Origin of the sequence: Bradyrhizobium manausense (assembly GCF_018129685.1) — a bacterium.
GTDB lineage: Bacteria > Pseudomonadota > Alphaproteobacteria > Rhizobiales > Xanthobacteraceae > Bradyrhizobium > Bradyrhizobium manausense_D.
Genome location: NZ_JAFCLG010000001.1, coordinates 783,529 through 801,304, shown reverse-complemented (window position 1 = coordinate 801,304; position 17,776 = coordinate 783,529). Strand labels below are relative to the sequence as shown.

Genomic DNA, 17,776 nt, shown 5'->3' with positions numbered 1-17,776 from the left:
CAATTTTAGGCATTGTCTTGCGCGCGCCGTAATGCTTCGCGTCTAACGTGCAGCGAGCAAGGGGTTGCTCGCATGTATCTCGTCAAGAATTCGCCGCGCGCGCTGTTCGCTGCGCTCGTTCCACTCGCCATCGTCGAAGCGGTGTTGATGGTCTTCGCCGTCGCCGGCGGGCAGGTGACCGATCCCGAAGGCGTGCCGTCGCCGGATCAGATCCTGATATTCTACGCGGGCCGCATGGCGATCAATGCGGCCTTCCTGTTCGCCGGGCATATCGTGCTGCGGCAGTGGACGATCTCGAGCCGGCTCGCTTATGGCCTCATGGGCGGCGTCATGGCGGCCGCCAGCTACGGCATTGCAATACGCAATCACCTCCAGCTTGCTGCGCCCGGTGATGGCGCGGTGGTGACGATGGGCCTGCTGCCAACCATTGCGGGGATGATCGGCGGATTCCTCTATGGACAGTTCGCGGGGCTCAGCCCTGTTGCCGTCGCCGCTGGCACGCCTTCAAGGGCGAACGAACCTGCAATGCCGCCGCCGTTGGTTTTTGACGGACCGGTCCGGGTGCGCACCTCGGTCGCAGGCATCGCGATCGCAGCGCTGATGCCGACCGTGCTCGCGACGCTGTTGCCTTACACGCTTCTGCCCCTCTTGATGAACGGCTTTGCGGACAAGAGCACCGCGCACATCTTCGCGGCCGTGATCCCGGCACAGACGTTCCTGGTGATGCTGGTGATCTCGGTCATTCCTGCGACCATCTTCATGATCTGCGTGCATCATGTCGCGCGGGCGATGGACCGCCGCAGCGCCTGGCAATATGCGGCGATCGGCGGCGTTGCGGCATTTGCGTGCGCGCTGCTGCTCGCGTTCGCTGTGCCGCTGCTCGCCGTGCTGACGGTACCGGCCGCATTTTGCGGCGCGGTCATGGGAGCGCTCTATCGCCGCTTCGCCGGCCTCGAGCCGTTGCCGCTGCCCGAGGCGGTGATCGCAACCGATCCGAACGCTTTGGTCGGAGCCGATCATCCGTCGCGGCATCGGCACGGCGTCATTCTCAACAACTAGGCGCTCCGGGTGGACACATGAAAAGCGTTGCTGCGATTGGCGCGGGCATGGTGATCGCGGCGGCTGCCGCGCTCTGGTTCGCGACGGGGCCCGTGGTGGTGACAACAGAGGTCCGGCCACTCGCGGTGAACCCGAATTTGCTGGTATTCCAGCAGGTCCCGTCGAAATTCGACGGCAAATGAGCCAGCGCAGCCCGACCCGCATCTGAGCCGCCAAAGGTGAATTGCTTCACAAACGTTTTACTGCTGTTGTGCTATGCCTCCATGGCTCGTTGCCATTGGAGGCATCATGCAAAATTTCAATGATCAATTTGATGAGAACGATCGCACCATCGTGCGCAAGTGGCGTTTGGCCACGCTCGGCTTCTACGGATCGATCCTGGCCGGACTGCTCGTGTACGTGGCGCTGCACGCGAACCCGGGCGTGAACTACGCCTCGGTCGATTCCGCGGCCCATGCCAAGCTTGCGGGCGCGTCGGGCAGCGACGCGCGTACGCCGTTCCGACCTTAGTCCTCGGGCCGAGCGACGCGCCATTGCAACGTCGTGGCTGTGCCATTGGCTTCGCCCGGCGCCTTGTCGGCCACCGAGGTGTAGAGCGGACGGTAGCGGAAGGCCCACATCTTGCTGCCGTCATTGCGGGTGATCGGCGTGAAATCGCCGGTTGCCTGGGCATTCGCGGGAGCAGCCAACGGAATCCAGGCCTCGGCGCATTTGCCGTCACAGCTCGACGTCTTGCCGCTGGTGTCACGCTCATAGAAGTAGAGCGTCATGCCCTTGAGATCGACGAGCTTGGGGCCCTGCTTGGTCAGAACATAGCGCGCGGGTGCGGGTGCCGCTTCCGCCTTCGGCGCAGGGGCTTCGCCACCACCGCCACCATGGCCATTGGCGAGTGAGTGACCGGTGGTCAGCGCGATGACTGCGGCAGCAATGACGAATCTGAACATCCGAAGGCTCCAAACCGGCAAAGTTAATCGCGCGTTAAGCGCCGAATGAGGGTGACGGTAGCAGCCGAAGGTTAGTTCCAGGTTTCGCAGGTCTGCGACATCTACGTATCCGGGAACCGGTCATGCCTGAATTTCGCGCAACGGGGCGCGGCTGAGCTCGTTGCCGGCGGCGATGGCCTTGCGCAACAGCCGCATCAGTTCCTCGCCTTCCTTCGCGCTGAGGCCCCGCAGCATGATCGCTTGCGCGGATTCGACCGCCGGCGTGATCTTGCGCAGCACGCGGCGGCCCTCATCGGTGATTTCGAGCTCGCGGGCGCGGCGATCGCGGCTTGAGGCGCGGCGCTCGGCGAGGCCCTTCTGCACCAGGCGATCGACGACGCCGGTGATGGTCGTGCGGTCATAGGCGATCAGTCCGGCGAGCGTGACCTGGTCCAGTCCCGGATTGGCCTTGATGGTCGCAAGCGCCGCGTACTGCACCGGGGTCAGGTCGAAGCCGGCTTCGCCGACCTCGGCCAGGAATACCGCCACCGCGATCTGTTGAAATCGCCGCGCAAGATGTCCGGGCATGTCGTTGTTGTCTTTCACCGAATTCTCCTCGAGGGCGGGCACGGTGGACGATCGTTGACGAGTATACTGATAGTCAGTATACTGATCAATATCGAACGAGACGTCAACCGGAGAAGTGCTCATGCAATTCCATCTCAATGGATTCCAGCCGGGCGACCCCGAGATCGCCGATCCTGCCGAGCGTGTTCAGGCTCCAGGCGCTGCGGGCGCGGTCCCTGGCGAGGTGGATGTCCTCATCGTCGGCTGTGGCCCTGCAGGCCTGACGCTAGCCGCCCAGCTCGCGCAATTCGGCGACATCAAGACCTGCATCGTTGAGCAGAAGCCGGGCCGGCTCGCGATCGGCCAGGCCGACGGCATCGCCTGCCGCACCATGGAGATGTTCCACGCCTTTGGTTTCAGCGAGCGCGTGCTGAAGGAAGCCTATTGGGTCAACGAGACCACGTTCTGGAAGCCGGATGGGCAGGCTCCGGAGAAGATCGTCCGTAGCGGCCGGGTGCAGGACGTCGAGGACGGGCTGTCGGAATTCCCCCATGTGATCCTCAACCAGGCTCGCATCCATGACGGCTTTCTCGACGTCATGCGCAGGTCACAGGCCAAGCTAGAGCCCTACTACGGAAGGCGTCTGCTCGACCTGCAAGTCGATCCGGCCGCCGGTGCCGCCGATCATGCGGCGACCGTACGTCTCGAACGCGTCGATGGTGCGAACGCGGGCAAGATCGAGACGGTCAAGGCGCGCTATGTCGTTGGTTGCGACGGCGCACGCAGCACGGTGCGCAAATCGATCGGCCGCGAGCTGCATGGCGATTCCGCCAACCACGCCTGGGGTGTGATGGACGTGCTCGCGGTGACCGATTTCCCAGATATCCGTTTCAAGTCGCTGATCCAGTCGGCGAAGGACGGCAGCCTCCTGATCATTCCGCGCGAGGGCGGCTACATGGTTCGCATCTACGTGGAGCTTGCAAAGCTCGACGCTGGCGAGCGGGTCGCCAACCGCAACATCACCGCTGACGATGTCATCGCGAAGGCGAGGCGGATCCTGAAGCCATACGCGCTTGAGGTGAAGGAGATCGCCTGGTGGTCGGTCTATGAGATCGGCCAGCGCCTGACCGACAAGTTCGACGATGTGCCGGAAGCCGAGATCGGCACGCGACTGCCCCGCATCTTCATCGCCGGCGATGCCTGTCACACCCACAGCCCGAAGGCCGGGCAGGGCATGAACGTTTCGATGCAGGACGCCTTCAATCTCGGCTGGAAGCTCGCGGCCGTTCTCCGCAAGCAGTGTGCGCCGAGCCTGCTGCACTCCTATTCGGCCGAGCGGCAGGCGGTGGCGAAGGAACTGATCGACTTCGATCGCGAATGGGCAGGGATATTGGCTTCGGCGGCCAAGGCCGGCGGTGCCGATGCCGCCAAGACGCAGGACTATTTCGTCAGGCACGGACGCTATACGGCGGGCACGGCGACGCACTACACGCCGTCGATCCTCACCGGCTCATCCTCGCATCAGCATCTCGCGCGAGGTTTCGTCATCGGCAAGCGCTTCCATTCCGCGCCGGTCATCCGGCTGGGAGATGCGAAGCCGGTGCATCTTGGCCATGCGGCGCTAGCGGATGGCCGCTTCCGCATCTACGCGTTTTCCGGCGCGGAGGATCCGGCGGCGGCCGGGTCCGGCATTCGCGCGCTGTGCAATTTCCTGACGGAAGCCAGGGAGTCGCCGCTGAAGCGATTTACGCCTGCAGGCGCAGACATCGATGCCGTGATCGATCTGCGCGCCGTGTTTCAGCAGGACCATCGCGAGCTGGCGATCGAGGCGATGCCGGCACTGTTGCTGCCGCGCAAGGGACGTTACGGTTTGCTCGACTACGAAAAGATGTTCTGTCCGGACCTCAAGAGCGGCCACGACGTTTTCGCCATGCGCGGCATCGATCGGACAGCTGGCTGCATGGTCGTTGTGCGGCCGGATCAATATGTCGCGCAGGTGCTGCCGCTCAACGATTTTGCGGCGCTCGCAGCATATTTCGACGGCATCATGCTGCAGGCGAACTGAGGCGGGATCGCCGATGAACGGTGGATGAATATTGAACTGCGTGCGCAGCACTCAATCTTTCGACTGATACGACGATCGTGAGCGGAACGCTTTATTCCGCTTGCGCGTTCCGACTCCCAGAGGAGGACTTCGTCATGAGATTGAGAACCGCTTTAGTTGCAGCATTGCTGCTCGCGCCGACGGCCGCATTGGCCGCTCCTGGAATCGTCACCGTTTCGACGGGACTCCGTGCCGGTCCCGGTGCGGGCTTTCCGCTGGTCGACCGCATTCCCGAAGGCGCTCGCGTCAACATCCATGGTTGCCTGCGCGGCAATGCCTGGTGCGACGTGAGCTTCTCCGACGACCGCGGCTGGGTGTCGTCGCAATATCTCGAATATCTCTACCGCAATCACTACGTCTATCTGCCCGACTACGCCGACGAGGTCGACGTGCCCGTCGTTCCCTTCGCGCTCAGCTCCTATTGGTCGAGTTACTATGAAGGGCGCCCGTGGTATCGCCGCCACGCCTACTGGAACAGCTACTGGACGTCGCATGAGCGCATTGCGACGCGGATGACGATCGACCCGCGCGCCGCGCGGATCGGGCGCGCCGCGACGCGTGACGCTGCGCTCGCGCTGCGACGCGATGGACACGTCAAGGACAACGCCAGAGACAACACCGCAGTCTCCGATGCTGCGACGGCGCGGCGCGACTCGATCGGTGCCAAGCGTGAGGCTGCAGTCGGCATCGATCGCAACCGAGCTGCAGGGAGCCAGCGTTTGGTCAATGAACGGGCCGCTGTGCACGGGCGCAATCCGCGCGATGCTCAGGCACGCATGACGCACGAGCAGGCGGCGAGCCACGCCGTGCGTGCGCAACCGACGCGCCCGCATGAAGCGCCGCGTCTGTCGGCTGCGCCTGCGGCCCGGCCGGCCATGCCGCACATCGCCCAGCCTGATGTCAGCCATGGTGCACCGATGAATGCTCATGCGCAGATGCCGGCGCCGCGTGCGGCCGCACCTGCACCCGCCATGCCACATCCGGCTGGAGGCGGCGGTGGTGCTCCGCACATCAGTGCTGCGCCACACGGCGGCGGCGCGCCCGGCGGCGCCCACGAGAAACACTAGCGTCGTTGAAAAGCCCGGCCTTCGTGCCGGGCTTTTTGTTTGGATCCCGCGCGGGTTCCGCGCGCCTACAATTTGAAAAGGTTCTTCGCGGGGAGATTTCATTGATCGTAATATGTCTATTCAAAGCTGTAGGCGTCCACTCGGGGCAGCGGGGCACGGGAGGATGAAGATGAGGCAGAACCAGGCGGAGTTTCGCCGTCAAAATGTCGCGAAGCGTTCGATGACCAAAGAGGCCAAGCAACTCGCCGGCCTGATTGCCGGCTTGCGCAAATCCCTCGACGGCATCCACAAGGAACGGGCGAGCAAGAAGCTCTCCGGCGCCGAGATGGGTTTACTCGACGAGCGGCGCAACAATTTGTTGTTGACCATTGCCGCCCTGGACGACCGTCTGTCGGCCGTGCAGGGTTTGATTGATCTTGGCCGTCCACACATCATCCGCGTTCACTAGGCGCGCATTACAGGCGTTATCGGTTCCGTCGCGGCGGCGATGGGCCGGAGGCCGGGTGTGGCGGCGAACAAGCTCCCGGCAAGCAGAATCGCATTCATGATACGGCCTATGAATGACGTCGGTCGCCCGGCTGGAACCGGTGCACAATGCCGCCGTGGATGGCACCAAATTGCCATGCTCCCGGCGAATTGACGCCAAAGGCCGCTGTCACGACGAGGATGGGTGCCGGGCAACGCCAGGGGATGCGCATTGGCTTATAAAATGGTCGCAGAACGCGACAATGAGAAGTACAGTTTTTCCCGCGAGAGCCGACTGCTTATCGTGGCGAAGGGGAAGGTTTGGGCGAGCGAAGGATGGCGGGTCGTCATTACCGATCAGGACGGCAAGGCCTACGCGCCGCCGGAGTTCGACCAGTTGCTGGCGGCCTGATCGCTGCACGGGCTAGGGGACGACATTGAGATTGCCGTTTCGACCGAGGCGCGGGGTCATCGCGTCTTTGGTGATTCTTGGGAGCATGGCTGTAGCGGGCGTCGTGCTGACGGCGCCGCTGGCCTCCGCGCAAAATCTCGACGCGGGCAAATCGCCCGAAAAGCTCTTCGCCGACGGCTGCTCGACCTGCCACCGCAGCCCGCGCGGACTGGCCAAGGGGCGCATGAGCCTGACGCTGTCCTGGTTTCTCCAGGACCATTATTCGGCCGGTCCCGACACCGCCAAGGCGCTGGCAGCCTATCTGCAGTCGGTCGATACGCCGCCGCCGGCTGCTCCGGCAAAGCCTGGTCCCAAGTCTTCTGCCAAGTCAGCGAAATCCAAGCCGCGTCCGCCCAAGCCGGACCAGCCCAAGCCGGACCAAGTCCAGCAGCCCAAATCTTAGCTATCCGCGCCGATAGGTCTGTGCGATCAGGCGGTCGTGCAGGCTGCGCAGATCGGCGTTGATGCGGGTCTGTCCCGTCGTGATGAAGAACAGCCAGGCGCCGTCGGCGGCGAGACGCACGATCTGGAGTTCGGGCGCTGCGTCAGTGGCGCGATGCCGTTTCAGGCGCGCTTTGATCCAGTCGTTCCAAAGCCGTCGCAGCGACGGATCGGTGACGACCACCATGCTGAGCGCTGCCCAGGGCGTGGCGAAGCCGAAGGCTTTGCCAGTGAAGACCGCATTCACATAGGCGCGCGTAAAACTGCCGCGCGGTTTGGGGTCCGCTTCGATGGCGGCGTCGATCTCGGCATCGACGCGGGCGAGCAGATCGGCGAACAGCCCCTCGATCAGCGCCTGCTTGCTTCCAAAATGGTGAAAAAGCCCGCCCTTGGTAACGCCCGCGGCCGCTGCCACCGCCTGCACGGTCACGCCGGAGACGCCGTGGTCCATGGCGATAGCGGCAGCGTGATCGAGCAGGGCGCGCCGTACCTGCTCGGGCTGCTTGGCGCGGCTGTAGGCGCTTGCCGGCATCAATGCGCCGTCGTCTGCGAGAACAGGTTGATGACGACGACCCCGGAGACGATGAGCCCGATCCCGACGAAAGCTGCGGCGTCCAGCATCTGGCGGAACAGGACGAAGGAGACGGTGGCGGTCAGGACGATGCCGACCCCGCCCCAGATCGCGTAGGCGATGCTCAACGGGATGACCCGGATCGCGACCGACAGCGCGTAGAACGAAGCGACGTAGAACAGCACCATCGCCAGCGTCGGCCAGGGCCGGGTGAATTGCGCGGATTGCTGCAGGAACGCGGACGCCGTCACCTCGAACACGATGGCAAGGGCAAGTGCGGCATAGGAGGTGACAGCGGACGTCATGGCGATCTCATGCGGGCGCGTGAAGATACCGCGCGGTAGGTATGTTAAGCACGCACAACATGGCTTTTGCCCGGAGCAGGTATCACGCGTGAATGACGTGCCTGCGACAAGGTGAAACCTGATGGCTTTGGAGCAACAAATGGGAGCCGCCGCGCGACGAATCGCGCGGCGGCTCCGAGGCGTCGCGTCTCGATGTGGTCCTAGTGGATCCGCACGGTGAGCTCGACGTCATCAGCAAAGGGCAGGGACATGTAGGCGCTGCCGGACGCACGCACGCGCGCGAGATAGTCGGGGCTGTCGTCGGCGTTATCGGCGACGATGATCGCGCCCAGCCTCAAGTGGTCTTCGACCAGATCGAGGATCTCAGGATAGAGTGCCTTGGCGCCGTCGAGCAGCACGAGATCGATCGGGTCAGGCAGATCGGCGCTCAATGTCTTCAGCGCATCGCCTTCGCGGATTTCGACGAGGTCGATCAGCCCGCCGGCCGCCAGGTTTTCGCGCGCCCGTGCCGCCTTGGACGGCTCGAACTCGCTGGTGATGAGGCGGCCGCCGCCGTTGTCGCGCAGCGCCGCCGCGAGGTGCAGGGTCGAGATGCCGAAAGACGTGCCGAACTCGACGATCGCCTTGGCACGAGAGCTGCGCGCCAGCATGTAGAGCAGGTGGCCGGTCTCCCGCGAGACTGCGAGCGGAGCATCCTTCAGGCGTGCGTAGAGATCGCGGTAGTCGGTCTTGCTCTGCATCATCCTGACGCGGTCGGCGTCGGTCACATCGGCGAAGGCGGCGCGCATGACGTCGCGGTCTGCTTCGTCCTGATCGAACAGGAGATCGAGCAGCGGTGCCAGCGACGTAATGGATGGGGTGGTCATTTGATGTCTCCGGGGTTCGCGCCAGGGCGCGGCTTGCGTGCGGGCTGAAATACGACTAATTCGTCGCATTTCCTATTCGCATTCCCCGGGAGCGTCATGGCCGGTCGTCGAAGCCGTTCTGTTTCCTCACGAAAACAGCCGCAGCAAGCCCGCTCCAACGGGTTGGTGGCGGCCATTCTGGATGCTGCAGTTCAGGTTCTGGCGAAGGAAGGAGCCCAGCGCTTCACCACCGCGCGCGTAGCGGAGCGGGCCGGGGTGAGCGTGGGTTCGCTTTACCAATATTTTCCAAACAAGGCGGCGATCCTGTTCCGCCTTCAAAGCGACGAGTGGCGAAGCACGAGTGAGCTCCTGCGCGGCATTCTCGCGGACCGGACGAGGCCGCCTCCGGCGCGGCTGCGCGCGCTGGTCCACGCCTTCATCCGCTCGGAATGCGAGGAAGCGGCGATCCGCGGCGCGCTCAGCGATGCCGCGCCGCTCTATCGCGATGCGCCCGAGGCACAGCAAGCGCGGGCGGCGGGCGAGGGCATCGTCGCAGCCTTCATGCGCGAGGCGCTGCCAAAGGTCCCGGAGGCAACGCGCGGGCTCGCCGGCGAGCTGATCAGGACGACACTGGCCGAAGTTGGCAAGCGCTTCTCGGAGACATCGCGGAGCGAGGCGGAGATCACCCGCCACGCCGACGGGCTGGCCGACATGTTCTGCGCCTATCTTGATGTGCTTGCACGACGCGGGAGGCATTCCTGACATCTGTGATTGCAGCCCAATATCGCTTCGAATTCTGTGGGGGCCTAGGGTAGCCTCGCGGTGCCCTTCGTACAGATCGGCCACGCTCGCCTTGCGACACCTTTGACCCTACGGACGTCTGCATGCTCGTCATTTCCATTCAAAGCCAGGTGGTCCACGGCCATGTCGGCAACAGCGCGGCCGTCCCCGCCATGCAGGCGGAAGGCGTCAACGTCGCCGCCGTGCCGACCACATTGCTGTCGAACCATCCGCGCTATCCGACCTTGCGCGGGCGGGTGCTGGACGCCGAATTGGTCGCCGACCTGCTCAGGGGCGTCGAGGAGCGGGATCTGGTCGACGAGGCCGTAGTGCTCGTCACCGGCTATCTCGGCTCGCCCGACAACGCCGTCGTCATCGCCGATTTCGTCGAGCGTGCGCTGTCGCGTAGTTCCAGGCTGCTCTATCTCTGCGATCCAGTGATTGGCGATGACGGCAGGGTCTATGTCGCCGATGGAATCCTGGACGTGGTGCGACATCGCCTGTTGCCGGCGGCACATTTGATCACGCCGAACCAGTTCGAGCTCGAACTGCTCTCGGGCGTCAAGATTGCCGATATCGAGGGCCTGCGCACTGCGGCGGCGGCGCTGGCGGGGGAGCACCGGACCGACGTCGTCGCCACCGGCTGCACGCTGGTGGACACGCAGGCCGGGCAGGTGGAAACGATCCTCTGCGCCGGCAGACAATTGTCGCGCTTTGCGACGCCGCGCTTGCCGATCCGCCCCTATGGCACCGGCGATCTCCTCACTGGCCTGATCGCCGCGCATCTCGCCAAGGGCACTGCGATCGAGGCGGCCGTGCGCCTTGCGGTCGAGACCGTCTTTGCCGTGCTCGTTCGCACCCAGCAAACAGGATCGGCCGAGATGCGCCTCGTGCCGCTGCCGGCGTCAGGCGCGTAGGAATCGGCTCACGTCGCCCGCTTCGCGGTCGATTGCGCCGCTTTCTGTGGCTTCGCAGGGCTCTTCTGATCGCGCGCGGCCTGGGCCTTCTGCGGTTTGGCGCTGGCGACGCTCCGCGCCTTCTTCGATTTGGCGTTGGCGGCTTCCTTGCGGTCGGTCGCAACGCCACGCTTGGAGATGTATTCCGGTCCGTCGATCGGGCCGACATGCGGCGGGTCGTGGTCGAGATACGGGCGGCCGATGCCGAGCGCCTTGCCGTTGGCATCGACCCACTTCCACAGCACTTCCGTCGAGGCCCATCGCTGAGCGCGGTTGTCGCCCTGGGTACTGACGATGTCGGCCGCCAGCCCATGACCGTAGCCGCCGCGAAGGCTGCCGCCATGATAGGAGCGGTTGGAGGCGGCCTTCAGGCCGCTTGCGATCTCCTGGCGGTAGTCGTCACGGAACGCGCTGGTGATGCCCGGCGAGAGACCGGCGGCTTCCGCAGCGAGCAGCGCACGAAACAGCTTCTGCTTGAAGCCCTTGTCCATGCCTCCGATGACGTAATCCATCAGCGCCATGTTGGCGTGCTCAGCGGCCTTCGGATCCTTCCAAGCGAAATCCTCGTCGACAAGCTTTGTGAAGCTGCGCATCACGGTGACCGTCTTGCCCTTGCGCTTGACCGCGACGGCCCTGCGTTCCTCGACCTTGATCGAGTCTTCTTTCGGCGTGCGCTGATAGAGCGCCCAGAGATAGCGGTCGATGCACGCGTCCATGGCGTAGCATTCGTCAAGCACGGCCACATTGTCGGCAGGCGGAGAAGGCTTGCGCACGGCCACAGGCCCGGTCGCGATCGCTGCGGGCGCGAGCGCGTCCGAGGGAACCACGTCGCCAGGATCGGCGGAGGCGAGCCTGATCGCCGGCTCTGCCGCGGGCGCGGCCTCACTCACGACAGGTGCCGCTTCATTGATGACGGCCGCCGCTTCCTGCGCGACCGGCGCGGGTTCGGGCACAATCTGCGGCGCCGGCGAAGCCGCCGGCAACACCACGGTCGGATCGGCCGATGCCAGCTGGATGACGGGCGCGGGTGTTTCAGGCGGTGACGCTTCGACCATCGCGATACCAGGCGTCGCAGCGGCGGCGGCGATGTCGGCGGTCAGGGCGATGCCATCGTCGATCGTCGCGGCGCGCGGAATGTCGGCGAGGTCGAGACGGGTGAGATCTTTCGCGCGGGTGACAGCGGCTGCATTGGCGCCGCTGTTCTCGATCAAGGCCGGGGCATAAGCAGACAGAGACAGTGCCAGCCAGCCGACCATCACGGCCGAGGGGCAAGAGACCGCCACAAGAAGAGACCGCCGATCATTCATTGATCCCTGCCTCCAAGGTTCGCGAAGGAACCAGATTGCACAGCCAAGCACGCGGCGCGTCAATTGTTCGGGGGACGATGTGGCGGCGCAATGGCGCAAACCTCCCATAATGGGCTTTTCAAGCCGGTGTTGCGGAAATGCAACTGGCGGTTCCCGCGATGTCCCAGAACGCTCCATCGGGAAAAGCAGGCAGAATCCGCGCGATGTGCTCAATAAATTGAACAATCCGGGTTTACTCAATCTTGGATTGTCATGGGGCATTGCTCGTGAGCCGGCAACGTCCGGTTGATCTGGGAAGGACAAGCTTGTGAAATTGAAATGCCTCTTGAGTGAATTCCTGGCCGATGAAACCGGCGCAACCGCGATCGAATACGGCCTGATCGCCGCGGGCATCGCGCTCGCGATCATCGAAGTGATTTATGCACTCGGCACCAACCTGGTCGCGAAGCTGCAATCGCTGGCGACGGCGCTGAAATAGAGCGCGCCTGACGCGACGTCATGGCCGGGCTTGTCCCGGCCATTTCTATATCTCCCTTGCGCGCGTGTTCGATCTCCTGCTGCGCGTCGGTGCGCTCGATGAGAATCCTTCAGCAGAAAAATGCCCGACGGGAGCGATTTGTGGACGGCCGTTCAAAACGAGTGTGATCTCCTTAATAGTTGTTTTGCAGATCGCGGCGCTTGATGCGGGCGCCGCATATCGGTGGCCAAGAATCATTTTCATAATGGAGTTGTCATGCCCGTTGCGCAGAAAGCCGTTGTTGCCGCCAATTCGCCGCGTGAGTTCATCCTCCGGCATCTCGCGATGTTTGCAGCGGCCGCGCTGTTCGTGTTCGTGCTGAGCCTGACCTACGGGCTCGACCTGAGTCCCGGCTTTTTCTGAGCGCAGTCAAATTCGTGCGTCCCCGCGTGCCTGCCCTGCATCGCCGTGGGTTGAGCCGCCGCATCGGCTGACGTACCGCTTGCCCCATGGATCAGCGGACGAGCGGCGCTGACGCTCTCACTCAGGCGAACGACAGGACGCAGGCGCTGCTTGGCGTCGTCTGCGGGCTGTCGGCTGCGTTGTTCTGGGCGCTCGGTTTTGCCGGTACGCGGCACGGGTTGAAGGTCGGCTTCACGCCGGTCGATCTTCTGGTGCATCGCTACGTCTGGTCGGGGGTCGCCTTCCTGCCGCTGGTCTTGCGCGCCGGCATCTCCGATCTCTGCGGCATCGGCTGGAGCCGGGGTCTTGCCCTGATGGTGCTCGGCGGCCCCGTGATGTCGCTGATCTCCTACACCGGGTTCCTGTTCGTGCCGCTCGGCCATGGCAGCGTGATCCAGCCGTCCTGTGCGACGCTCGGCGGCCTGTTGCTGGCCGCGCTGTTCCTGAAAGAGTGGATCTCCGCCTCGCGGCTCGCGGGCGCGATCGTGATCGTCGGCGGGCTCGGCGTGATCGGGGCGGAATCGATCGGCCATATCGGCATCGACGGCGTGCAAGGCGATTTGATCTTCGTGCTGACCGGTTTGATGTTCGCAGGTTTCGGCGCACTCGTGCGCCACTGGCGCGTCTCGGCGGTGTCGGCCGCGCTCGTCATCAACGTGCTGTCGCTGCTGCTGTTGCCGATCTACATCGCAACCGTCGGTATCGCCCACATCGCCGCGATCGGCATCGCCGAGAACGCGATCCAGGCGCTGGCGCAGGGCGTGCTTGCCGGGCCCGCCGCGCTCTATCTGTTCGCCGTCTCGGTGCAGCGCCTCGGCGTCGCCCGCGCGGCGGTGTTTCCGGCCTGCGTGCCGGCGTTGACGCTGCTGACCGGGTGGCTGCTGCTCGGCGAGCCGCCGACATCGTTGCAGGCGGCAGGTCTGGCGATCGTGCTGTGCGGCTTCTACCTCGCGCAGCGGCAGAGGTAGGGCTGCTTGCCTTCGCGTCAGTCGCCGACCTCGGCCGGCCGCGATCCCCTCATCGGAGATTTCGGCAGCTTGCCGCTCTTGGCCTTCTGCCTGGCCTTCTTCGTCTTTGCCTTTGCGAGCGCGGGCGCCTTCTCGAGCCTGCTCAGGATGTGCTTGATCAGCTTGTCCCGGTCGGACTTCTTCTCGAGGGCGTAGTGCTTGATCGTGATCTCGAGGCGATCCTTCTTCGGACGATAGTCGTGGTCGAGTGACGGCTTCTTCGACATGGACGTGTCCCTCATGATGCAGCTGGCTGCGTGCCCTCGGGCCTCATCCTAGCCGGGTCCGGTCGGTTCGCGAAGCTGCTCGTTGCTCAGCATCGCCAAAACAACCCCATGCACAGTAGGGATTGGTCTGAAAGATATCAGTGTTTTCGGTCTTGCCGAAATCAGCTTGCTCCGTCGGGCAAAACAGGCGTAGGATGGCAGGGTGGACAGGTGCGCAGGACCAGCCCCGCGGGCGTTCAACTTGGTGTATCCATCCGGAGCCTCACGCCTTTTTCACGAACTCCGATTTCAGGTTCATGGCGCCGATGCCGTCGATCTTGCAGGCGATGTTGTGGCCGTCGGTTGCGTCCTGGAGACGGATGTTGCGGACCTTGGTGCCGCCCTTGACGACCGAGGACGAGCCCTTGACCTTGAGGTCCTTCATCACGATGACGCTGTCGCCGTCGGCGAGCATATTGCCATGGGCATCGCGCACGCCGGCCTCCTGCGGCGCTGGCGCGGCCGCATCGCCCGCAGCGCTCCATTCATGGGCGCATTCGGGACAGACCCAGAGATCGCGATCCTGGTAGGCATGCGGCGACTGGCAATTCGGGCATGTGGCGGCGTCGGTCATATTGAGTCTCGATCTCGAAAACAGAGCGGCGAAGGTCGCGGGGCGTCAGCGAAACAACGCGACGAAGATCACGTAGAACCAGCCCAGGATCCCGTGGATGATCGCCCAGAGAATCGAGTGGTTGTTGGTGTAGGAGATCGCAATGGCGAGCGCCGAGCCAAAGCCCACGCCGTATTTCGCGCCCTCGACGCGGACGCCGTAATACCTGTTGCCGTTCATGGTGATCCTTCCGGAAGATTGCGCCGCATCCCTTGCTACGCGTGTCGCGCCCGTCGCTTGACGCAGATCAATTGTGCTCCGAGCGAGCGGACCTAGACTTAGCAAGTCCCCGGGACGAAGGCGAGGTCGGAGCGATGTCGCGCAGCGATCGAATTTACCTCGGTCTCGCCATCCTGATCGCGCTGTCGGCGCTGTTTCTCTTCAGTGTCGTTCACACGGCCGCCGGCGCCTCTCCCCCTTCCTTGCGCAGGATCGCTGAAGGACATCGCCTCGCGCAGGCCTGGTGCCAGTCGTGTCACGCCGTCGAACCGGGCATGGCCGGTTTCTTCGATCTCGCTCCCAGCTTCCAGGCCGTCGCCGACCGCACGGGCACCACCGCGCTCTCGCTGAAGGTGTTCTGGAGGACCAGTCATCAGGACATGCCGAATCTCATCATCGCACCCGCTCAGGCCGAGGTGCTCTCGGACTATATCCTGAGCCTGCAACGCAATTGATGACGCAGTCGCGTCAGCCTTCCATGAACCGCGCGGTGCCCGAGACCCGGATCGAGCTGCCTTTCGTTTCGCCGATCTCGGCGCGGATCAGCGAGCGTGCGCCCATGTCCTCGCCCTGGACGATGTCGATGGCGCCGCCATGGGGCCAGCCAATATCGCGCAAATAGCCTGCGAACGCAGCCGCCGCTGCACCCGTGGCGGGGTCCTCGACCACGCCGCCGGCGGCAAAGGCGTTGCGCGCATGGAACAGGCGCGGCGTCTGCGATGTCACCAGCGCGACGGTGACGAGGCCCTCGCGCGCCATCAAGGTGCGGCCGCGCTCGAAATCATAGGCCATGCGCGCCAGCGCCTGGCGCGACGTCAACGCCAGCAGGGCATGGTCGGCGCCGGCGTGAATCCTCGCCGGCGGGAGCTTTGGATCGAGATCCGAGCTCGCATAGCCGAACAGATCCAGCAGCGCATCGCGCAAGCCGGCAGCGAGCGGAGTGCTGCGCGTCGGCGGCGATTGCAACGCGGCTGCCATGGTGTTGCCGCTGCGCTGGCCCGACACGGAAATGACGGCATGGTTCAGATGCAGCTCGAAGGTGCGATCGCCGAAGCGGTGAGCGAGCGCCGCACCAAGCGCGATGGTGGCGTGGCCGCAAAACGGCACCTCCATCGCTGGCGAAAAGTAACGCACGCGCCAGGCCTCGCCTGCGGGGGCTGCAAAGGCTGTCTCGGAGAAGCCGACGTCAGCCGCGATCGTCTGCATCGTCGCGGCATCGGGCAGGGCGTCGCCGATCCAGACGCCGGCGGGATTGCCGCCGGTGTTACCGTCGGAGAAGGCGGCGATAGGGAGAACTGTCATGATGCGATCCTGTCCGGCGGCCGGCCCGTTACCCATCTACACTCACTAAAGCGCGATGAGATTTGGATGAATCGTCATCGCACTCTAGATTGTTGTTTGCGCATGATCTTTCCGGAAAACCGCTTCGCACTTTTCCGGATCATGCTTTAACCCTCGCGGGCGTTCCGCGTAAAGTAGTTGTGAAGCCTGACAGCTTGCCTGATGGGCCAGCTCGGCTTCGGCCCGACAAGCTGGCGAGACACTGCGTCCCGCTGCGCGTGCAGGTCGAAGTGCACGCCGGCCCAACCAAATGCTGTCGCGATCAAAATGAGGCCCGGAAGAAACTCGACAATTTCGACCGCCTGGTGGGTCAGCAGCTTCGCGAACGGCGTCGCGCTTCGAATGCCGGCCAGAGCTGCAATGAACTTGATCAAGCTCCAGACCACGAACTGTTCGATATGCCAGACGAACTTCGGTGCGATGGCCGCCCCGGATATCCCGGCAAGCAGATATGTCAGCAATTGGGGACCGATAAAGACGCCGACGATGGCGCCGATGAGAATCAATTCGTTCTTGGCGTTCGTGAGATAATCGACAACAGCTGCGCATGTCGCCTCATAGGGCGTACAGACCGCGTGAAGGCGGGCATTGTTCTTTGCCGCGACGATTTCCAGCGCAAGGAAAAGCAGAAAGAAGAGGGAATTGATGTACCAGATCAAATAGAGTTCGCTGGCATGCTGCTTTCTCAAGCGGCTTGCCGTCAGAAACGCGACGATGGCTGCACCGGTGACGTAGATCAGGTTCCAGCCCCAATCCGCCATTTCAGTGTCTCATGCGGTGGGAGATCGTCATGAGGTACGTTCGGTTGCCGGTCTTGTGCTCAGTGTTTGCCCGTACACTTGTCGAAGATGAAGCAGTAGGTCGATCCGCCGCCGGCAACGGTGCCAGTGCCCAATGTGGTGCCCACGGTTCCGGCCTTGCTGGTTTGGTCGGTCGTGGCCGGAGCTGCGGCATCCTGGGTTGGCGCAGACAAATTCAAATCGTGCCTGGGAAGGGGAAGTGAACGGACGAACTCGTTCGACTGGCCGAGGCCCGGTGTTTCGTACGGATTGTGATACCCGCCCAGCGGCCGCGTCAACGGCGCGGTCTCCAGCGTCCGCAGGGTCGGCGTCGTCGCGAGCCGCTCGACCTCTGGAACCGCACGCTTGAAAGCCCAGGGCGCGATTTCTTCCAGGACGACCCAAACCGTTCGCGGAGATGGCGCGGCATGGGCCGCCGTTGCGGAGGCGCAAACGACGCAGAGAATGGAAGCAGCAAGCATTTTCGCACGCATGGCGATCCCTCCATGAGCAAATGAGTTTTGGCGGCAAACGCGCAAAATCGATCAATCAGCTCAGATGGACAGCCTGCCGTTGGGCGACCCGTGTCCAGCAACGTCTGCAACCTTGGAGGGCGGCGCCTTCAGGAAGCAATATGCCCATCTGCATCTATGGCGTGCGAGGGCGCCGCCGGTTCACGATGCGGCTCCGATTGGTCTTCACGTTTCCGGGATCGTTCGGGCACGGTATCGCCGTACGGAATGGTCGGGATGGGAACGACCGCAGCCGGGACGCCAAACAGCCTGGACGTC

General features: G+C 63.9%; 26 protein-coding genes. 14 read left to right on the top strand and 12 right to left on the bottom strand.

Annotated elements, in window-relative coordinates; genetic code table 11:
• Window positions 1-72 precede the first annotated feature (72 nt).
• The 3 genes from JQ621_RS03930 (at window position 73) to JQ621_RS03920 (ending at window position 1,569) form a co-directional block, all read left to right on the top strand.
• Window positions 73-1,059 carry a hypothetical protein gene (locus JQ621_RS03930; RefSeq protein WP_212233084.1) on the top strand — a complete coding sequence of 329 codons (987 nt, stop codon included), beginning with the start codon at window positions 73-75 and terminating at the stop codon, window positions 1,057-1,059.
• A gap of 17 nt (window positions 1,060-1,076) precedes the next feature.
• Window positions 1,077-1,241: a hypothetical protein gene (locus JQ621_RS03925; protein ID WP_212233083.1), complete on the top strand. Its 165-nt coding sequence runs from the start codon at window positions 1,077-1,079 to the stop codon at window positions 1,239-1,241.
• Window positions 1,242-1,347: 106 nt separating this feature from the next.
• Window positions 1,348-1,569: a hypothetical protein gene (locus tag JQ621_RS03920; protein ID WP_212233082.1), complete on the top strand. Its 222-nt coding sequence runs from the start codon at window positions 1,348-1,350 to the stop codon at window positions 1,567-1,569.
• Here the strand turns inward: JQ621_RS03920 and JQ621_RS03915 are convergent.
• Window positions 1,566-2,003, bottom strand: coding sequence for a COG4315 family predicted lipoprotein (locus tag JQ621_RS03915; protein ID WP_212233081.1), 438 nt, complete (start codon window positions 2,001-2,003; stop codon window positions 1,566-1,568). The genes JQ621_RS03920 and JQ621_RS03915 overlap by 4 nt on opposite strands.
• A gap of 120 nt (window positions 2,004-2,123) precedes the next feature.
• Entirely contained in the window at window positions 2,124-2,588 is a 465-nt protein-coding gene (locus JQ621_RS03910; RefSeq protein WP_212233080.1) for a MarR family winged helix-turn-helix transcriptional regulator, read from the bottom strand.
• A 103-nt stretch (window positions 2,589-2,691) separates the two neighbouring features.
• Here JQ621_RS03910 and JQ621_RS03905 point away from each other — a divergent pair, with 103 nt between their 5' ends.
• The 5 genes from JQ621_RS03905 (at window position 2,692) to JQ621_RS03885 (ending at window position 7,039) form a co-directional block, all read left to right on the top strand.
• Window positions 2,692-4,614 carry an FAD-binding monooxygenase gene (locus JQ621_RS03905; RefSeq protein WP_212233079.1) on the top strand — a complete coding sequence of 641 codons (1,923 nt, stop codon included), beginning with the start codon at window positions 2,692-2,694 and terminating at the stop codon, window positions 4,612-4,614.
• 134 nt (window positions 4,615-4,748) lie between these two features.
• Window positions 4,749-5,720 (top strand): SH3 domain-containing protein, encoded by a 972-nt coding sequence (locus tag JQ621_RS03900; RefSeq protein WP_212233078.1) that lies wholly within the window; start codon window positions 4,749-4,751, stop codon window positions 5,718-5,720.
• A 169-nt stretch (window positions 5,721-5,889) separates the two neighbouring features.
• Complete coding sequence (locus tag JQ621_RS03895; protein WP_212233077.1) at window positions 5,890-6,168, top strand: hypothetical protein; 279 nt, start codon at window positions 5,890-5,892, stop codon at window positions 6,166-6,168.
• Between the two features lie 222 nt (window positions 6,169-6,390).
• Window positions 6,391-6,597: a hypothetical protein gene (locus JQ621_RS03890; RefSeq protein WP_212233076.1), complete on the top strand. Its 207-nt coding sequence runs from the start codon at window positions 6,391-6,393 to the stop codon at window positions 6,595-6,597.
• Window positions 6,598-6,682: 85 nt separating this feature from the next.
• Window positions 6,683-7,039, top strand: coding sequence for a hypothetical protein (locus JQ621_RS03885; protein ID WP_212233075.1), 357 nt, complete (start codon window positions 6,683-6,685; stop codon window positions 7,037-7,039).
• Here JQ621_RS03885 and JQ621_RS03880 read toward each other — a convergent pair whose 3' ends face one another.
• The 3 genes from JQ621_RS03880 to JQ621_RS03870 all read right to left on the bottom strand — a co-directional run bounded on the left by JQ621_RS03880 (window position 7,040) and on the right by JQ621_RS03870 (window position 8,819).
• Window positions 7,040-7,609: a TetR/AcrR family transcriptional regulator gene (locus tag JQ621_RS03880; RefSeq protein WP_212233074.1), complete on the bottom strand. Its 570-nt coding sequence runs from the start codon at window positions 7,607-7,609 to the stop codon at window positions 7,040-7,042.
• Window positions 7,609-7,953, bottom strand: a complete 345-nt coding sequence (locus JQ621_RS03875) for a DMT family transporter (protein ID WP_212233073.1) — start codon at window positions 7,951-7,953, stop codon at window positions 7,609-7,611. Before JQ621_RS03875 ends, JQ621_RS03880 begins: the two co-directional genes overlap by 1 nt.
• Before the next feature lie 200 nt (window positions 7,954-8,153).
• The gene (locus JQ621_RS03870) at window positions 8,154-8,819 is read right to left on the bottom strand and encodes an O-methyltransferase (protein WP_212233072.1); all 666 of its coding nucleotides are present in this window, start codon (window positions 8,817-8,819) and stop codon (window positions 8,154-8,156) included.
• A gap of 96 nt (window positions 8,820-8,915) precedes the next feature.
• On the opposite strand from JQ621_RS03870, the gene JQ621_RS03865 reads away from it, so the two are divergent.
• Window positions 8,916-9,560 carry a TetR/AcrR family transcriptional regulator gene (locus JQ621_RS03865; RefSeq protein ID WP_212233071.1) on the top strand — a complete coding sequence of 215 codons (645 nt, stop codon included), beginning with the start codon at window positions 8,916-8,918 and terminating at the stop codon, window positions 9,558-9,560.
• A gap of 122 nt (window positions 9,561-9,682) precedes the next feature.
• Window positions 9,683-10,495, top strand: coding sequence for a pyridoxal kinase (gene pdxY, locus JQ621_RS03860; protein ID WP_212233070.1), 813 nt, complete (start codon window positions 9,683-9,685; stop codon window positions 10,493-10,495).
• Between the two features lie 8 nt (window positions 10,496-10,503).
• On the opposite strand, the gene JQ621_RS03855 is transcribed toward pdxY, so the two are convergent.
• Complete coding sequence (locus tag JQ621_RS03855; protein ID WP_212233069.1) at window positions 10,504-11,841, bottom strand: hypothetical protein; 1,338 nt, start codon at window positions 11,839-11,841, stop codon at window positions 10,504-10,506.
• Window positions 11,842-12,148: 307 nt separating this feature from the next.
• On the opposite strand from JQ621_RS03855, the gene JQ621_RS03850 reads away from it, so the two are divergent.
• From JQ621_RS03850 to JQ621_RS03840, 3 genes are all read left to right on the top strand, one after another.
• Window positions 12,149-12,319, top strand: coding sequence for a Flp family type IVb pilin (locus JQ621_RS03850; protein ID WP_212233068.1), 171 nt, complete (start codon window positions 12,149-12,151; stop codon window positions 12,317-12,319).
• A 255-nt stretch (window positions 12,320-12,574) separates the two neighbouring features.
• The gene (locus tag JQ621_RS03845; protein WP_212233067.1) at window positions 12,575-12,721 is read left to right on the top strand and encodes a hypothetical protein; all 147 of its coding nucleotides are present in this window, start codon (window positions 12,575-12,577) and stop codon (window positions 12,719-12,721) included.
• Between the two features lie 86 nt (window positions 12,722-12,807).
• Complete coding sequence (locus JQ621_RS03840) at window positions 12,808-13,728, top strand: DMT family transporter (protein ID WP_212233066.1); 921 nt, start codon at window positions 12,808-12,810, stop codon at window positions 13,726-13,728.
• A 17-nt stretch (window positions 13,729-13,745) separates the two neighbouring features.
• Here JQ621_RS03840 and JQ621_RS03835 read toward each other — a convergent pair whose 3' ends face one another.
• The 3 genes from JQ621_RS03835 to JQ621_RS03825 form a co-directional block, all read right to left on the bottom strand.
• Window positions 13,746-13,994, bottom strand: coding sequence for a hypothetical protein (locus JQ621_RS03835; RefSeq protein WP_212233065.1), 249 nt, complete (start codon window positions 13,992-13,994; stop codon window positions 13,746-13,748).
• 262 nt (window positions 13,995-14,256) lie between these two features.
• On the bottom strand, window positions 14,257-14,607 hold the full coding sequence (locus JQ621_RS03830) for a zinc ribbon domain-containing protein YjdM (RefSeq protein WP_212233064.1): 351 nt from the start codon (window positions 14,605-14,607) through the stop codon (window positions 14,257-14,259).
• 45 nt (window positions 14,608-14,652) lie between these two features.
• Window positions 14,653-14,826 carry a hypothetical protein gene (locus JQ621_RS03825; RefSeq protein WP_212233063.1) on the bottom strand — a complete coding sequence of 58 codons (174 nt, stop codon included), beginning with the start codon at window positions 14,824-14,826 and terminating at the stop codon, window positions 14,653-14,655.
• Window positions 14,827-14,960: 134 nt separating this feature from the next.
• Between JQ621_RS03825 and JQ621_RS03820 the strand changes: the two genes are divergently transcribed.
• Window positions 14,961-15,320: a c-type cytochrome gene (locus JQ621_RS03820; RefSeq protein ID WP_212233062.1), complete on the top strand. Its 360-nt coding sequence runs from the start codon at window positions 14,961-14,963 to the stop codon at window positions 15,318-15,320.
• Between the two features lie 13 nt (window positions 15,321-15,333).
• Here the strand turns inward: JQ621_RS03820 and JQ621_RS03815 are convergent, their stop codons facing one another.
• The 3 genes from JQ621_RS03815 to JQ621_RS03805 form a co-directional block, all read right to left on the bottom strand.
• The gene (locus JQ621_RS03815; RefSeq protein WP_212233061.1) at window positions 15,334-16,167 is read right to left on the bottom strand and encodes a PhzF family phenazine biosynthesis protein; all 834 of its coding nucleotides are present in this window, start codon (window positions 16,165-16,167) and stop codon (window positions 15,334-15,336) included.
• Between the two features lie 146 nt (window positions 16,168-16,313).
• The gene (locus tag JQ621_RS03810; RefSeq protein ID WP_212233060.1) at window positions 16,314-16,967 is read right to left on the bottom strand and encodes a hypothetical protein; all 654 of its coding nucleotides are present in this window, start codon (window positions 16,965-16,967) and stop codon (window positions 16,314-16,316) included.
• A 59-nt stretch (window positions 16,968-17,026) separates the two neighbouring features.
• Window positions 17,027-17,479: a hypothetical protein gene (locus JQ621_RS03805; protein ID WP_212233059.1), complete on the bottom strand. Its 453-nt coding sequence runs from the start codon at window positions 17,477-17,479 to the stop codon at window positions 17,027-17,029.
• Window positions 17,480-17,776: the final 297 nt, after the last annotated feature.

Excerpts from the sequence above, each read along its gene's own strand:
- JQ621_RS03930 (WP_212233084.1), top strand. The coding sequence starts at position 73 with ATGTATCTCGTCAAGAATTCGCCGCGCGCGCTGTTCGCTGCGCTCGTT.
- JQ621_RS03925 (WP_212233083.1), top strand. The coding sequence starts at position 1,077 with ATGAAAAGCGTTGCTGCGATTGGCGCGGGCATGGTGATCGCGGCGGCT.
- JQ621_RS03920 (WP_212233082.1), top strand. The coding sequence starts at position 1,348 with ATGCAAAATTTCAATGATCAATTTGATGAGAACGATCGCACCATCGTG.
- JQ621_RS03915 (WP_212233081.1), bottom strand. The coding sequence starts at position 2,003 with ATGTTCAGATTCGTCATTGCTGCCGCAGTCATCGCGCTGACCACCGGT.
- JQ621_RS03905 (WP_212233079.1), top strand. The coding sequence starts at position 2,692 with ATGCAATTCCATCTCAATGGATTCCAGCCGGGCGACCCCGAGATCGCC.
- JQ621_RS03900 (WP_212233078.1), top strand. The coding sequence starts at position 4,749 with ATGAGATTGAGAACCGCTTTAGTTGCAGCATTGCTGCTCGCGCCGACG.
- JQ621_RS03895 (WP_212233077.1), top strand. The coding sequence starts at position 5,890 with ATGAGGCAGAACCAGGCGGAGTTTCGCCGTCAAAATGTCGCGAAGCGT.
- JQ621_RS03885 (WP_212233075.1), top strand. The coding sequence starts at position 6,683 with ATGGCTGTAGCGGGCGTCGTGCTGACGGCGCCGCTGGCCTCCGCGCAA.
- JQ621_RS03880 (WP_212233074.1), bottom strand. The coding sequence starts at position 7,609 with ATGCCGGCAAGCGCCTACAGCCGCGCCAAGCAGCCCGAGCAGGTACGG.
- JQ621_RS03875 (WP_212233073.1), bottom strand. The coding sequence starts at position 7,953 with ATGACGTCCGCTGTCACCTCCTATGCCGCACTTGCCCTTGCCATCGTG.
- JQ621_RS03870 (WP_212233072.1), bottom strand. The coding sequence starts at position 8,819 with ATGACCACCCCATCCATTACGTCGCTGGCACCGCTGCTCGATCTCCTG.
- JQ621_RS03865 (WP_212233071.1), top strand. The coding sequence starts at position 8,916 with ATGGCCGGTCGTCGAAGCCGTTCTGTTTCCTCACGAAAACAGCCGCAG.
- pdxY (WP_212233070.1), top strand. The coding sequence starts at position 9,683 with ATGCTCGTCATTTCCATTCAAAGCCAGGTGGTCCACGGCCATGTCGGC.
- JQ621_RS03855 (WP_212233069.1), bottom strand. The coding sequence starts at position 11,841 with ATGAATGATCGGCGGTCTCTTCTTGTGGCGGTCTCTTGCCCCTCGGCC.
- JQ621_RS03845 (WP_212233067.1), top strand. The coding sequence starts at position 12,575 with ATGCCCGTTGCGCAGAAAGCCGTTGTTGCCGCCAATTCGCCGCGTGAG.
- JQ621_RS03840 (WP_212233066.1), top strand. The coding sequence starts at position 12,808 with ATGGATCAGCGGACGAGCGGCGCTGACGCTCTCACTCAGGCGAACGAC.
- JQ621_RS03835 (WP_212233065.1), bottom strand. The coding sequence starts at position 13,994 with ATGTCGAAGAAGCCGTCACTCGACCACGACTATCGTCCGAAGAAGGAT.
- JQ621_RS03830 (WP_212233064.1), bottom strand. The coding sequence starts at position 14,607 with ATGACCGACGCCGCCACATGCCCGAATTGCCAGTCGCCGCATGCCTAC.
- JQ621_RS03825 (WP_212233063.1), bottom strand. The coding sequence starts at position 14,826 with ATGAACGGCAACAGGTATTACGGCGTCCGCGTCGAGGGCGCGAAATAC.
- JQ621_RS03820 (WP_212233062.1), top strand. The coding sequence starts at position 14,961 with ATGTCGCGCAGCGATCGAATTTACCTCGGTCTCGCCATCCTGATCGCG.
- JQ621_RS03815 (WP_212233061.1), bottom strand. The coding sequence starts at position 16,167 with ATGACAGTTCTCCCTATCGCCGCCTTCTCCGACGGTAACACCGGCGGC.
- JQ621_RS03810 (WP_212233060.1), bottom strand. The coding sequence starts at position 16,967 with ATGGCGGATTGGGGCTGGAACCTGATCTACGTCACCGGTGCAGCCATC.
- JQ621_RS03805 (WP_212233059.1), bottom strand. The coding sequence starts at position 17,479 with ATGCGTGCGAAAATGCTTGCTGCTTCCATTCTCTGCGTCGTTTGCGCC.